Annotated in this window: 15 protein-coding genes; 13 read left to right on the plus strand and 2 right to left on the minus strand. The window is 33.5% G+C overall.

The features are described 5' to 3' along the window. Window positions 1-27 precede the first annotated feature (27 nt). The 3 genes from MST30_RS06615 (at window position 28) to MST30_RS06625 (ending at window position 2,646) form a co-directional block, all read left to right on the plus strand. On the plus strand, window positions 28-321 hold the full coding sequence (locus MST30_RS06615) for a hypothetical protein (RefSeq protein ID WP_243473595.1): 294 nt from the start codon (window positions 28-30) through the stop codon (window positions 319-321). Between the two features lie 78 nt (window positions 322-399). Next, window positions 400-1,977, plus strand: a complete 1,578-nt coding sequence (locus MST30_RS06620; protein ID WP_243473596.1) for a SulP family inorganic anion transporter — start codon at window positions 400-402, stop codon at window positions 1,975-1,977. Between the two features lie 39 nt (window positions 1,978-2,016). Then, the gene (locus MST30_RS06625; protein ID WP_243473597.1) at window positions 2,017-2,646 is read left to right on the plus strand and encodes a carbonic anhydrase family protein; all 630 of its coding nucleotides are present in this window, start codon (window positions 2,017-2,019) and stop codon (window positions 2,644-2,646) included. Window positions 2,647-2,692: 46 nt separating this feature from the next. Here the strand turns inward: MST30_RS06625 and MST30_RS06630 are convergent, their stop codons facing one another. After that, complete coding sequence (locus MST30_RS06630) at window positions 2,693-3,211, minus strand: CvpA family protein (RefSeq protein ID WP_243473598.1); 519 nt, start codon at window positions 3,209-3,211, stop codon at window positions 2,693-2,695. 112 nt (window positions 3,212-3,323) lie between these two features. Between MST30_RS06630 and MST30_RS06635 the strand changes: the two genes are divergently transcribed. The 10 genes from MST30_RS06635 to MST30_RS06680 all read left to right on the plus strand — a co-directional run bounded on the left by MST30_RS06635 (window position 3,324) and on the right by MST30_RS06680 (window position 13,289). Continuing rightward, a complete protein-coding gene (locus MST30_RS06635) occupies window positions 3,324-3,680 on the plus strand; it encodes a hypothetical protein (protein ID WP_243473599.1) in 357 nt (118 codons plus the stop codon). A gap of 56 nt (window positions 3,681-3,736) precedes the next feature. Then, a complete protein-coding gene (pheS, locus tag MST30_RS06640) occupies window positions 3,737-4,756 on the plus strand; it encodes a phenylalanine--tRNA ligase subunit alpha (protein ID WP_243473600.1) in 1,020 nt (339 codons plus the stop codon). Window positions 4,757-4,895: 139 nt separating this feature from the next. Continuing rightward, window positions 4,896-5,384 carry a GbsR/MarR family transcriptional regulator gene (locus tag MST30_RS06645; protein WP_243473601.1) on the plus strand — a complete coding sequence of 163 codons (489 nt, stop codon included), beginning with the start codon at window positions 4,896-4,898 and terminating at the stop codon, window positions 5,382-5,384. A gap of 16 nt (window positions 5,385-5,400) precedes the next feature. Further along, a complete protein-coding gene (locus tag MST30_RS06650; RefSeq protein ID WP_243473602.1) occupies window positions 5,401-6,531 on the plus strand; it encodes an efflux RND transporter periplasmic adaptor subunit in 1,131 nt (376 codons plus the stop codon). A 16-nt stretch (window positions 6,532-6,547) separates the two neighbouring features. Next, window positions 6,548-9,685: an efflux RND transporter permease subunit gene (locus MST30_RS06655; protein ID WP_243473603.1), complete on the plus strand. Its 3,138-nt coding sequence runs from the start codon at window positions 6,548-6,550 to the stop codon at window positions 9,683-9,685. Window positions 9,686-9,689: 4 nt separating this feature from the next. Further along, the gene (locus MST30_RS06660; RefSeq protein WP_243473604.1) at window positions 9,690-11,102 is read left to right on the plus strand and encodes an efflux transporter outer membrane subunit; all 1,413 of its coding nucleotides are present in this window, start codon (window positions 9,690-9,692) and stop codon (window positions 11,100-11,102) included. 9 nt (window positions 11,103-11,111) lie between these two features. Next, window positions 11,112-11,396, plus strand: coding sequence for a DUF3861 domain-containing protein (locus tag MST30_RS06665; protein WP_243473605.1), 285 nt, complete (start codon window positions 11,112-11,114; stop codon window positions 11,394-11,396). A gap of 55 nt (window positions 11,397-11,451) precedes the next feature. Continuing rightward, window positions 11,452-12,267 (plus strand): universal stress protein, encoded by an 816-nt coding sequence (locus tag MST30_RS06670; RefSeq protein ID WP_243473606.1) that lies wholly within the window; start codon window positions 11,452-11,454, stop codon window positions 12,265-12,267. A gap of 18 nt (window positions 12,268-12,285) precedes the next feature. Continuing rightward, window positions 12,286-12,876: a TetR/AcrR family transcriptional regulator gene (locus MST30_RS06675; RefSeq protein WP_243473607.1), complete on the plus strand. Its 591-nt coding sequence runs from the start codon at window positions 12,286-12,288 to the stop codon at window positions 12,874-12,876. Between the two features lie 17 nt (window positions 12,877-12,893). Continuing rightward, on the plus strand, window positions 12,894-13,289 hold the full coding sequence (locus MST30_RS06680) for a hypothetical protein (RefSeq protein ID WP_243473608.1): 396 nt from the start codon (window positions 12,894-12,896) through the stop codon (window positions 13,287-13,289). A gap of 127 nt (window positions 13,290-13,416) precedes the next feature. On the opposite strand, the gene MST30_RS06685 is transcribed toward MST30_RS06680, so the two are convergent. Continuing rightward, window positions 13,417-14,418, minus strand: a complete 1,002-nt coding sequence (locus MST30_RS06685; RefSeq protein ID WP_243473609.1) for an NAD(P)H-dependent glycerol-3-phosphate dehydrogenase — start codon at window positions 14,416-14,418, stop codon at window positions 13,417-13,419. Window positions 14,419-14,440 lie beyond the last annotated feature (22 nt).

Consider the following 14,440-nt stretch of genomic DNA (forward strand, 5'->3'; position numbering starts at 1 on the left):
ATGTTATATTTGCTCATAGCATAAAGTATGATTTTAAAAAGAACTATAGCACTATGTTTTGTGATACTCTTCACGTTAATAATAAGTGCACCAACCATAATTGTATCCTGCGATGATTCAGCAGACATTTCTTCATTTTTTGGAATGAATGAAGAAGAAGAGCAAGAGGATATAAAGCTTCTTTTTGATCAAAATATAGAAGAATTAGAAGACTTCTCATTAGATACTTCTATAGTAGAACTCATATGGTACACAAGTAACAAGTACCATAAACCTCACTTAAATTTAATTTCACCTCCTCCCGAGAAACATCTTGCTTAAAATTAGTCAATCAAAGAGTTTCAAAATTAAATCTATAAGAAGACTTAGAGATTTCTCTAAGCATTAATAATATATCATATGTTTAAATCATTAAAAAGTGACTTACCTGCAAGTGTTGTGGTGTTTTTTGTAGCGTTGCCTCTCTGTTTAGGTATAGCTTTAGCTAGTGGAGCACCATTGTTTTCGGGTTTAATTGCGGGAATTGTAGGAGGTATTGTTGTAGGGTTTTTGAGTGGGTCTGAAATTGGTGTAAGTGGTCCTGCAGCAGGACTAGCAGCAATTGTGTTAACTGCAATAACTGCGCTTGGAGGTTGGGAAAACTTTCTAGTTGCTGTTGTTCTAGGTGGTGTAATTCAAATTGTTTTTGGAATACTCAGGCTAGGAATCATAGGATACTATTTCCCTTCTTCAGTGATTAAAGGAATGTTAACAGGAATTGGAATAATCATTATTCTAAAACAAATCCCTCACTTTTTCGGATATGATATAGAGCCAGAAGGAGCGGACAGTTTTATAGAACCATCTGGTGAAAACACATTTTCTGCAATTCTTTCTGCAGTAGATAATATTACAATTGGTTCTACAGTAATAGGAATAATTAGTTTGATTATTTTATTGTTGTGGAGTAATGTTCTTGTTAAAAAAGGAAAGATCTTTGAAATTATTCAAGGGCCGCTTGTAGCAGTAGTAGTAGGTATTATTTTTTATTTATTAACCAAGGCTAACGAAACACTAGCTATAGAGACCACACATTTAGTGAGTGTTCCAGTCCCTGATGGGTTTGATTCATTTATTAATCAGTTTAGCTTCCCAAACTTTAGTGTTATAACACAAATGGATGTTATCATCACTGGGTTTACTATCGCGCTAGTGGCATCTTTAGAGACGTTATTGTGTGTTGAGGCAACCGATAAATTAGACCCTCATAAACGTGTCACACCAACCAATAGAGAACTTTTGGCCCAAGGTACAGGTAATATAGTATCAGGATTAGTTGGAGGGTTGCCTATTACGCAGGTAATTGTACGTAGTTCGGCAAATATTCAATCTGGTGGAAAAACTAAAGCAAGTGCCATTATTCATGGATTCTTACTGTTAATTTCAGTAATTGTTATACCTCGTATATTGAATTACATACCATTATCTGTATTAGCAGCTATTTTATTTATTGTTGGTTATAAATTGGCAAAACCATCAACATTTAAAGCTATGTATGATGGAGGATGGATGCAGTTTGTGCCATTTATTGTAACTGTTTTAGGAATTGTATTTTTAGATCTTTTAAAAGGGATAGGTTTAGGTCTAGCTATAGGTATATTTATTGTACTTTACAGAAGTTACAAAAACTCCCATTTTTTACATAAAGAAGGAGAAGATATTGATGATGGTAAAATTAAAATGACCTTGGCTGAAGAAGTTACCTTCTTTAACAAAGGTGCAATTCTAAAAGAATTAGATCGTGTACCGCACGATTCTACTTTAGAATTAGATGTTAGAAATACTAAGTATTTGGATAATGATATTATAGAAATTCTCGAAGACTTTGCTTTTAAGGCCAAAGAGAGAAATATTAATATTAAATTGTTTTCAGAACGAGGAATAGTTGAAAATCCAGATAGTTTTGTATCATTTTTTAAAACTAAAAAGAAGAAATAAAATAATGCTTCAATAAAAGAAGCGCATAAAATTGAACAAATGAAAGCACATACAAGAGAAACTCAAGCGACAATGACGCCTGAAAAAGCGCTTCAATATCTCAAAGAGGGAAATATAAGATTTCAAAAAAATTTAAAAGCAAATAGAAACCTACTAGAGCAAGTCAATGATACAGCAGAAGGACAATTCCCATTTGCAACTATTTTAAGCTGTATAGATTCTAGAGTATCAGCTGAATTGGTTTTTGACCAAGGATTAGGGGATATTTTTAGTGTAAGAATCGCTGGCAATTTTGTAAACCAAGATATTTTAGGAAGCATGGAATTTGCATGTAAGCTTGCAGGTACAAAACTTATAGTAGTTTTGGGTCATACAAGTTGTGGTGCTATTAAAGGTGCTTGTGATCATGCAAGAATGGGTAACTTAACTGCGCTTATAAACAAAATTGAACCAGCAGTATATGCAGTAGAAGAACCAACAGATAAATCTGAGCGTAATTCTTCCAATTTAGAATTTGTAGATGCCGTTTCTAAAAAGAATGTTGAAATGACTTTGGAAAACATAAAAAATCAAAGTGTTATTTTAAATGAGATGGAAAAAAATGGGGAAATAAAAATTGTTGGAGGTATGTACGATATAAGTACAGGTGAAGTTGAATTTTATTCTTAAACCTTTCATAAAATCTAAATAGAAGAGCCACGTTTAGTGGCTTTTTTTATGCTTCTTCCTCATTGCTAGCTTCCTGCTCTGATTCACTTTTAATGAGATTAGGAAAAATCATTGGAGCTAGAGACTTTACAGGTTCGTAAAGTACACTTTTTTCCAAGTCTTCTTTTTCCATAAAAGGTAAGGTGTTATTTAATTTACCAAAAACAATAAGGATTATACTAAGTATTAGTCCTATTTTAAGAGCGCCAAATACACCTCCCAAAAGCTTATTTAAAAGTCCCAAAGCAGCAAAATCAGCAAGTTTTGTTAAGGCTTTTCCAGCTAGGCTAATGGCCAAAACAATAATTACAAAGGTAACAGCAAAAGCAACAATATTGATGGTTTTTTCACTCCAATCCACTTTAGATTCAAGCAAATCAGCGGCAAAATAACTAAAATGAATCGCACCATATATACCTAGGACTAAAGCAACAAGAGATGCGATTTCAACAAAAAGTCCTTTAAAAAGCCCTCTAATAAATCCAAATAGTAAAAGGGCAGCTAAAACAATATCAATAATACTCATAGAGAAAGCGGTTTAAACAAAAGTACATGAATTTTTGCCATTTTAAACTAATAACGATTAATCAGAGCTTTTAGTTTATTAACTTTGAAGCTTCAAAATAGAGTGGTGATTTATGGCACGAGACGAACAATTAAAAGAGCGATGGGATTTAGTAGTAGAAAAGCTATCTAAGCAATTTGCCGATGGTGATACGCTTGACTTAGATTCTATTATTTATCTTATAGGTGTGCAAGAGCTAGGACAAATACATCGGGAATACAAAAAAGACCATAAGTTAGACTTAATGCATATAGCCATCTGTAAGCTATTGACGCCTTATGGATTTTACGAATTTGATTTTGTAGACGATGATGGCTGGCCTCATTATAAAGTAAAAGAACAATTGCCATTTCTTAAAGCAGGTGAGCAAAGTGTACTGATGAAAGAAGCTATTGTCAACTATTTTGTTGAAACAGAGTATATCGATTGATATTTTTTAAATTTGCACTCCAACAAATAAAAATACTGGATTAAATTCAGCTAATTATGATAGATAAGTTAAAAGAACTAATAGCGGAAGCTGAAGCATTTTCTGCACAATCTAAGGATGAGATAGAAGCATTCCGAATAAAATACTTAGGATCTAAAGGACTTTTAAAGCAATACTTTGCTGAATTTAAAAATGTAGCAAACGAGCAGAAAAAGGAATTTGGACAAACCATAAATCAGTTAAAGAAAACGGCCGAAGATAAGGTTAATGATTTAAAGCAAATTCTTGAAAGTCAAGAAGAAGATAAGGGTATTTACGGTGACTTGTCTCGTCCAGGAGAACCAATTGCCATTGGTGCTCGTCATCCAATATCTATCGTGAAAAATCAAATTATTGATATTTTTTCTCGTATAGGTTTCAATGTCAGTGAAGGTCCAGAAATTGAAGACGATTGGCATAACTTTACGGCACTAAACTTACCAGAATATCACCCAGCACGCGATATGCAGGATACGTTTTTTATTCAAACAGATCCTGATATTTTATTAAGAACACATACAAGTTCTGTGCAGGTACGTTATATGGAAAACAATAAACCACCTATCCGTACTATTTCACCTGGTCGTGTATATCGTAATGAAGCTATTTCTGCACGTTCACATTGCTTTTTTCACCAAGTAGAAGGTTTATATATTGATAAAGATGTAAGCTTTGCTGATTTAAAACAAACGCTTCAATACTTTACAACAGAGATGTTCGGAAAGTCTAAAATTCGTTTACGTCCATCCTACTTCCCATTTACAGAGCCAAGTGCTGAAGTAGACGTATATTGGGGATTAGAAACCGAAACAGATTATAAAATCACCAAAGGAACAGGTTGGCTAGAGATTATGGGCTGTGGTATGGTAGACCCTAATGTTTTAGAAAACTGTGGTATCTATTCTAAAGAATATTCAGGATTTGCCTTTGGTATGGGAATTGATAGAATTGCGATGCTACTGAACCAAATCAGTGACATTAGATTATTAAGTGAAAATGATGTTCGATTCTTAGAACAATTCAAATCTGCTCTATAAAAAGACACACAAATCATAACTTATTATAGCCGATAGCACTAAAAATACTATCGGCTTTTTTATTTAACAATAATTTAACTTCGTTTAGTTCGGTTTGTTCCGAACCAATCATATTTTTGCATCATAAAATTAAATTACAATGGAAAACCTAGAAAAAAGAAAACTCGCATTAGTTGAAAAACTAGGTATCTTTTTAGAAAAAAAAGAGCAAATAGCACCTGTGGCTGCTAGAATTTTTTCGTTCATCATTTTAACTGGTAAGCAAGGAACTACGTTTGAAGATTTAGTAACCAACCTTTGTGCGAGTAAAAGCACAATTTCTACACACTTAAATCATCTTCAAGATCTAAAAAAACTAGAATATTTTACAAAACCAGGCGACCGAAAAAAATACTTTATAGTTAATGTAGACACCATGCTTCAAAGTATAGATAATATGCTGAAAGAGTGGAAAAGCGAAAAAGAACTTCACGAAGAAATAAAAGCGTACAAAGTAGATGTAAACACCATTTTAGACCAAGAGCATCAATTTGAATTTGGCTATCACGATAGCTCTATTGAGTTTTTAAGTGGAGCGATTTCCTCAATAACCAAACTAAAAGAATCCCTAATTAATAATGATCATTAATCAATTTTTTCAAAACATGAAACAATATAAAATACATATCATAACCGCGTTAAGTATTGTAGCATTAGTTAGCACAAGCTGTAAGCAAGAGAAACCGCAGCAACAATCGCAACAGCAACAAGCAATGCCATTGGCAGTAACTACTGTACCTCAAAAAAAGGTGACAACATATAACACTTACCCAACTACCATAGAAGGCACTATTAATAGTGAAGTAAGAGCAAAAGTGTCTGGTTACATCAATAAAGTTTTAGTAGACGAAGGTCAAAAAGTAAGCAAAGGACAAACACTTTTTAAATTAGAAACAGAATCTTTAAGTCAAGATGCAGAAGCAGCAAAAGCTAGTGTTAATGTAGCGCAAGTAGAGGTTGATAAATTAAAACCTTTAGTAGAAAAAAACATTATTAGCGAAGTACAGTTAGAAACAGCAAAAGCAAATTTAGCACAAGCAAAAAGTGCTTACAATAGTGTTGTTGCTAATATTGGTTACGCAACCGTAAAAAGCCCAGTAGATGGTTACGTAGGCGCAATTCCTTACAGAGAAGGATCTTTAGTAAGTGCAACTAGCGTAAATCCTTTAACTACTGTTGCTAGTATAGAAAGAGTATTTGCTTATTTTTCTATGAATGAAACAGAATATTTAGACTTCTTACAAGATACAGAAGGCACGACACTTCAAGAAAAAATCAGCAATTTTCCAAAGGTTGAATTACTATTAGCTAACGGTCAAGTTTATGACCAAAAAGGAACTATTGAAACCGTTACAGGTCAAATAGACGCTAACACTGGTACAGTAAGTTTTAGAGCTGTTTTTGACAACCCAAACAGATTGTTAACTAACGGAAATAGCGGAACAATAAAAATACCTAAAACCTATGAAAATGCTGTTGTTGTTCCTCAATCAGCTTCGTTTGAGCAACAAGGACAAACGTATGTGTATACCGTTGGTGATGACAATACAGCAAAATCATCTTTAATTTCAATTAAGGATAAAAACGATTTATTTCTTATTGTAGAATCTGGTGTAAAGAAAGGTGATTTAGTAGTTGTAAAAGGTATTGGTAAAATTAAAAACGGAACACCTTTACAACCTCAAAAAGTAGCGTTTGACAGTATTGTTAAACCCTTAAAACCTTTATTTCAATAATATTTAGAAAAAAATTATGTTAAAGACATTTATAGAAAGACCGGTATTATCTACCGTAATTTCCATCATCATAGTTATTTTGGGTGTTTTAGGGTATTCTGCTTTACCTGTAGAACAATACCCAGACATTGCACCACCAACTATTCAAGTTAATGCAACTTATCCTGGTGCAAGTGCAGAAACCATTTTAGAAAGTGTAATCATTCCTATTGAAGAACAAATTAACGGTGTTGAGGGAATGACTTATATGACCTCTTCAGCAGATAATAATGGAGCTGCTAATATTACAGTTTTCTTTAGTCAAGAAATGGACCCAGATATTGCAGCTGTAAACGTTCAAAACCGTGTAGCTAGAGCCAATCCATTATTGCCACAAGAGGTAATACAAACAGGTGTAACTACACAAAAACAGCAAACATCTGCCTTGATGTTCTTGTCTGTATATTCTTCTAACGAAGATTATAGTTCAACTTATGTTCAAAATTATTTAAAAATCAATGTTATACCAGCATTACAAAGAATTAATGGTGTTGGTAATGTAAGTGTATTTTCTAACCAAGATTACGCTATGCGAATTTGGTTAAAACCAGAAAAACTTGCCGCGTACAATTTAGTGCCTTCTGAAGTTACAGCAGCTTTAAGAGAGCAAAGTTTAGAGGCTTCTGCTGGTTCTTTAGGGCAGAATGATGGTCAAGCGTTTTCTTATAACATTAAGTATAGTGGACGTTTTAAGACTGAAAAACAATACGAAGACATTATTATAAAAGCTTTGGATAATGGCGAATATCTTAGATTAAAAGATGTTGCACAAATTGAGCTTGATGCCCAAGGATACGATTCTTACGGTTTTACCGAAGGTTACCCAAGTGTAAATATGGGTATTTATCAAACTGCTGGATCTAATGCACAAGAAATTATTAAAACAATAAAATCTGAGCTAACAAGACTTTCAGCAGATTTCCCAGATGGTATTGCTTATGAAATTAATTACGATACCAATAATTTCTTAACAGCATCTATGAACAAGGTGAAAAATACACTTATAGAAGCGTTCTTATTAGTATTCTTAGTAGTGTTTATTTTCCTTCAAGATTTCCGTTCTACATTAATACCAGCTATAGCTGTACCTGTAGCAATTGTAGGTACGTTTTTCTTCTTAAACCTTTTTGGTTATTCGGTCAACCTTTTAACCTTATTTGCATTAGTATTAGCCATTGGTATTGTGGTAGATGATGCTATTGTTGTTGTAGAAGCTGTACATGCTAAGATAGATGAAGGAGCAAAAAGTGCAAAAACAGCAACATTAGATGCTATGCACGAAATCTCTGGAGCCATCATTTCTATTACATTGGTAATGGCTGCGGTATTTATTCCGGTAACGTTTATACAAGGACCAACAGGTGTATTTTATGAGCAGTTTGGTGTGACGTTAATTGTTGCCATATTAATTTCGGCAGTAAACGCTTTAACATTAAGTCCTGCATTATGTGCTTTATTCTTAAAAAGTCATGATGACGACGAAGAGCATAAAAATAAAAGCTTTTTACAGAAATTTTACGACAAGTTTAATGCTGGTTTCAATGCAACAACAGAACGTTACGGTAAATCATTAAGCTTTTTATATAAAAACAAATGGATAACAGGTGCTTTACTAATCTTATCTGGTATAGGAATTTGGTGGGCAGCAAATAGTACACCAACTGGTTTTGTACCAGATGAAGATCGTGGTGTAATATTTATGAATGTAGAGTTACCTGCTGGTGCGTCTATGGATAGAACAAATGTTGTAACTCAAGAGTTGTATGCAAAAGCCAAACAAATACCTGGTGTTAAAGGTGTAACAGTAATTAACGGTAGAAGTTTAATTAGTGGTGCAGGTACAAACTACGGATTAGGTTTTGTGATGTTAGAAGACTGGAGTCAACGTGAAACGGATGATACATCTTCTGAAGCTATTATAGGAAAACTATTTGGTGTTGCAGCCACTATACCTGATGCCAATATCATTTTCTTTGCGCCACCAAGTATACCTGGTTTTGGACTTTCAGGTGGTTTTGAAGTAAATTTAATGGATAAATCTGGTGGTAGTTTTGAAGACTTAGATGCCACAACGCAACAGTTTATTGGTAGTTTAATGAAGCATCCAGAAATTCAATATGGGCAATCGTCATTCAATACAAAATATCCACAATATGAACTAGAGATTGATGTGCCTTTATCTAAAAAATATGGAGTATCTGTAAGTAGTATATTCTCTACTTTACAAGGTTATATAGGTGGAATTTACGCAGCTGATTTTGCTAGATTTGGTAAGCAATATAGAGTTTACGTACAGGCCTTACCAGAAGACAGAACAGATGCAAGTTCTTTAAATGAATTATACATAAAAACAGGAAGTGGTGAGATGGCACCAATTACACAGTTTGTAGATTTAAAACGTGTATATGGTCCGCAATCTGTAACGCGTTTCAACTTATATAATTCGTCAAAAATTAGTGGTGCAGCAAACCCAGGTTTTAGTACAGGTGATGCACTTGCAGTTGTTAACGAAGAAATTAAAAACTTACCTAACAACTACGATGTAGCTTACTCAGGATTATCTAGAGAAGAGGTAAATGCAGGTAATCAAACTGTTATTATTTTCATATTAGTAATTGTGTTTGTTTTCTTCTTACTAGCTGCGCAATATGAAAGTTACTTACTACCATTAGCCGTAATATTCTCTTTACCGCTAGGTGTGTTTGGAGCCTTTTTCTCAACCAAAATGTTAGGCTTACAGAATAACATTTATTTCCAAATAGCCTTAATAATGCTGGTTGGTTTATTAGCCAAAAACGCCATCTTAATTGTAGAGTTTGCGCTACAACGTAGACGTAGTGGTGAAGATTTAGTAGACGCAGCTATACATGGTGCAAAAGCCAGGTTACGACCAATTTTAATGACATCTTTTGCCTTTATCTTAGGATTAATGCCATTGGTGTTAGCAAACGGTGTTGGTGCTGCTGGTAACAGATCTATTGGTACTGGTGCTGCTGGGGGAATGTTAATTGGAACCATTTTAGGAATTTTTGTAATCCCTATTCTATTCATCTTATTCCAATGGTTGCAAGAGAAAGTTTCAGGTCAACCAAAAACAAAAACTATCGAGAACTAAAATTATGATATCACATTCAACATATAAAAAATTAAGTAAACCATTTTTACTTATTGTAGTTGCGATAACAATGCAAAGTTGCTTTGTAGCTAAAGATTATACGCGACCAGAATTAGAAGAAACAGACCATTTATTTAGAACAGATAATTTGCCAGCAGACAGTTTGTCTATGGCAGATATATCTTGGAAAGATTTATTTTCTGATAGCTATTTACAGCAGTATATTAATGAAGGTCTTCAAAATAACTTAGATATTAGAACTGCAATTCAGCAAATTCTAGTAACCGAAGCTTACTTAAAACAAGGTAAAGCAGGTTATTTACCAACGGTTAGCGCTACTGCGCAGATGACACATCAAGAATTGTCTGGAAACAGTCAGTTTGGATCTTTATTTTCATCTTTAGATCAGTATGAATTATCAGGAAGTCTATCTTGGGAAGCTGATATTTGGGGAAAAATTAGAAGTAATAAACGTGCTAGCGAAGCCACTTATTTACAAAGTGTTGCTGCACACAAAGCAGTAAAAACGCAGTTAGTATCTAGCATTGCAACTACATATTATCAACTGCTAGCTTTAGATGCGCAGTTAAAAGTGACAGAGCAAACAGTAGCTGCAGCAGACAGCAGTGTTGTAACTATTAAAGCGCTAAAAGACGCCGGACAAGCAAATCAAGTTGCGGTAGACCAAAATATTGCACAATACAATAATGCAAAAGCGCTTTTAGTGGATATAAAAGCTACAATTTTTAAAACTGAAAATGCTTTAAACCTTCTATTAGGAAGATCATCTCAGCCTATTCAACGAGGTTCTTTAGAAAACCAAAACTTTGATTCCGATATAAAAGTTGGTGTACCTGCTACTTTATTAAGTAACAGACCAGATGTTATTGCTTCAGAATATGGTTTAATCAACGCTTTTGAGTTAACCAATGTAGCACGAAGTAATTTTTATCCATCTTTGACTTTAACGGCTAATTCTGGTTTTCAAAGTCTTGAGCTAGATCAATTACTTAATGCTAATTCACTATTTGCAACATTAGTTGGCGGATTAACTCAGCCTATTTTTAATCAAAGACGTATTAAAACGCAGCACGAAGTTGCCAAAGCACAGCAGGAACAAGCTTTATTAGCCTTTAAAAACACGCTTTTAACAGCAGGAAACGAAGTATCTAATGCACTTTACGATTATGAGGCAGAAACAGAGAAATTTGAATACCGCCAAAATGAAGTTGAAGCATTAAGAAATGCTGAAAGTAATTCGGAAGAATTATTGAAAAACGGATATGCCAATTACTTAGATCTATTAACGGCTAGACAAAGCGCGCTAAGTGCAGAACTTAATTTAATTGATAACAAACTACAACAAATGTTAAGCGTTATCAACCTTTATGAAGCTTTAGGTGGTGGCTGGAAATAAAATTTAAAAGTGAAAAAGAATAATAAATACAGGTTGACTTTAGACGAAATTACGTTAAAAGATAACCCAAACCCAACTGGAAATTTACAGTTTGAATTTGAAAATCATGATGATATTTTAAGCATTTTAGAAAAAATTAAGCAGAAAAATATCTTTGATGAAAACACAAATAAAGAGTTTGCAGTTGGGTTAAAATTGTTTAGTGAAGTCTTATTAATAAACAGAAAGCATGAACTTTTCAAAGATTTCTTTCCCCATTTTTCGGATTTCATGAAAAAGCTTAAAGCCATGTAGAATAATCGTTTTGTTAGTTATTCACTTTCAAAACAAAGAAAATCGACACAAAATTATGAGACCTATCTTAGTTGCCACTAATTTTTCAGAACGATCTAACAATGCTGTACTATATGCAGCTTCACTTGCTCAAGTATTCAATTCAAAATTGATATTATTTAATGCCTTTAGGCTACCTGTGCATGCTGCCAACTCTAGGTTAACTGTAAAATCTATGGATGGCTTAATTAAGAAGAATAGTGACAAATTAAAGGACCAAGCACTAAACCTATCTAAGGCATTTGATATTGATGTTGAGTACGAATGTAAGTATGTTGATTTAGAGCAAGAGATAGAACATCTTATGGAAGAGAATGATTCTCGTTTATTGGTTATGGGCATGTCTCCAAAATCTATGGAACAAAACTTATTAGGAAACCCAACCACAACGTTGATTAGTATGAGAAAATTTCCTGTGCTTGCCGTGCCATTAAACGCTAAATTTTCTGAAATTAAAAATGTACTTTTTGCATGTGATTTAATGGAAGCGATACCGCTAAAATCATTAGCAAGACTTAGACAGATTGCTATGCTATTACAATCTAAGGTCACTATATTTCATGTGGAAAATAAGATAAACGAGTTATTAACTAAAGGCGATGCGCTAAAACACATTGATAACGAATTAGAACCTGTTACACACATATACAAAAATGTAAAGTCTAATGCCGTAATCGAAGAAATTGAAAAAGAAATCAAAGCCTCAAGTGCTGATTTATTAGTAATGATTCCTAAAAAATATGGATTTTGGGAATCCATAGTTCATAAAAGTAAAACCAGAGTTATGGCTTCGGGTATGAATATTCCATTATTATCTATAGCAGTAGAATAGTATATAATCACACAAGTAATGATAGATAAATGCGAATTGATAAAAACTGCCATTGACAGTTTTACAAAGTTTGGGAGTAAACGTTACACCTTAGACGAACTAGCGACATCAGTTGGTATTTCAAAAAAAACAATTTACAAGTACTTTAGGAGTAAAGAGCATTTGGTTGTAGAGAGTGTTGCTTTTTTAATTGATGATTTTAAAAAAGAGGTACATGCTATTTTAGAAACGGAAGATGATGCTATAACCCAAATCATAAAAATTTATGAGAAAGCCTTTACTAGACTAAAGCACTTTAAACCTTCTTTTATTTTTGGGCTGAAAAAGTACTATCCCAAGGCCAATGATATTTTTGAGAACTTTAGGAACGAAATTGTAAACGATACAATATATAATCTACTATTGAAAGCTAAGCAGGAAGGGATTGTAAAAACCGAAGTTAATTTACAATTGTTTTGTGGGCTTTACTTTAAACGCTTTGAAGAAGTTGCTTATAGAAACAGTAATCTTGTGGAAGAATACACTAACGAAGAATTACTTAATCACTTTGTGGTGTATAGCTTAAGAGGTATTTCGGTTTCTGGATACAAGAATACATATTTTGAATAGTTTGCTATTTTTGCAACATGAAAAAAGACATCACTATTCCAGAGGTAAAAGACGTATACGTAGCTGTAGTACAAGAACAACATTTAGAGTATAAAACTCTAGATTGGAATGCTTATATCATCAATAACTCAGATAAAGATTTAGATACTGTCCTTATTGTTTCACAAGGCTATAACGATAAAAAGATGACGCCTCCAATGCGTCATACCTTAGCAAAATTACCAGCACGTAGTTATGCCAAAATTGAGTTTTTACAGGAAAAAGTTTTAGAGCTTAACAACTCATTTAAGGTGACTTATTTTGAAGGCAACCAAATGTTTGATAAAACGTATTTATTCAGAAAAAACACCATTAACGAAAAGGCACTTCAAACTATTCCTTTAATGCAGTTGAAGGGTGTGTTGGTGAAATAAATTCCTGTGAAGGCAGGAATCTCTTATTTAATTGCTGTTAACATAATGATTTGTCATCCTGAACTTGATTCAGGATCTCATATAAAAATTAGATTCCGCATCAAGTGCGGAATGACAATGCAATTTGTTAATCTAACTTCTCAGTCAGTTTCTGAAATACCTTTTTAGGATTTTTACTTTCGTAAAGTACTTCGTAAACTGCATTGATGATTGGTAAACGTGTTTTCTTATTGTTCTTCTTGTTTAATTCAAAAGCGCTTTTGGTAGCATAATAGCCTTCAGCAACCATATTCATTTCCATTTGTGCAGATTTTACGGTGTAGCCTTTGCCAATCATATTACCAAACATTCTATTTCTAGAGAAAACAGAATAACCAGTTACCAGTAAATCACCTAAATACGCAGAGTTATTAATGTTGCGTTTCATTTTGTGCATTTTCTTAATAAAACGCTTCATTTCACGAATAGAGTTACTCATCAAAACGCTTTGGAAGTTATCTCCATAACCCAATCCATGAGCAATTCCTGCAGCAATAGCGTAAATGTTTTTCAACATTACAGCATATTCTACACCAATAATATCGTCGCTAATTTTGGTTTTTATATAATCGCTAGATAGATTTTTAGCAATAGCTTTTGCTTTAACAGCATCTGCACAAGAAATTGTAAGATATGATAAACGCTCTAAAGCAACCTCCTCAGCGTGGCAAGGACCAGCAATTACAGCAATATTTTCAAAAGGAATATTATAAATATCGTGAAAATGCTCGCCAACCAACAATCCAGATTCTGGGATGATGCCTTTTACCGCAGAAACAATAATTTTATCACTGATATCTGAAGTGAGTTTTTCTAACTCAGAATGCATAAAAGCTGATGGAATTGCGAAAATGAGGACATCTGCCCAATTTGCAATTTCATTAATATCATTACTTAGTTTTAACTGCTCTGTATGAAACTCTACAGAGCTTAAATAACTAGGGTTATGCTGTTCTTTTAATATGTGTTCTTTGGTGTAAACGCTACGCATGTACCAACCTACTTCATCTAAGTTTTCGCAAAGCATTTTTACAATGGCTGTTGCCCAACTTCCTGCACCAAATACTGCATATTTTTTAGATTCACTCATAGAATATATGTCGATTTTGTAT

Origin of the sequence: Winogradskyella sp. MH6 (assembly GCF_022810765.1) — a bacterium.
Taxonomy (GTDB): Bacteria; Bacteroidota; Bacteroidia; order Flavobacteriales; family Flavobacteriaceae; genus Winogradskyella.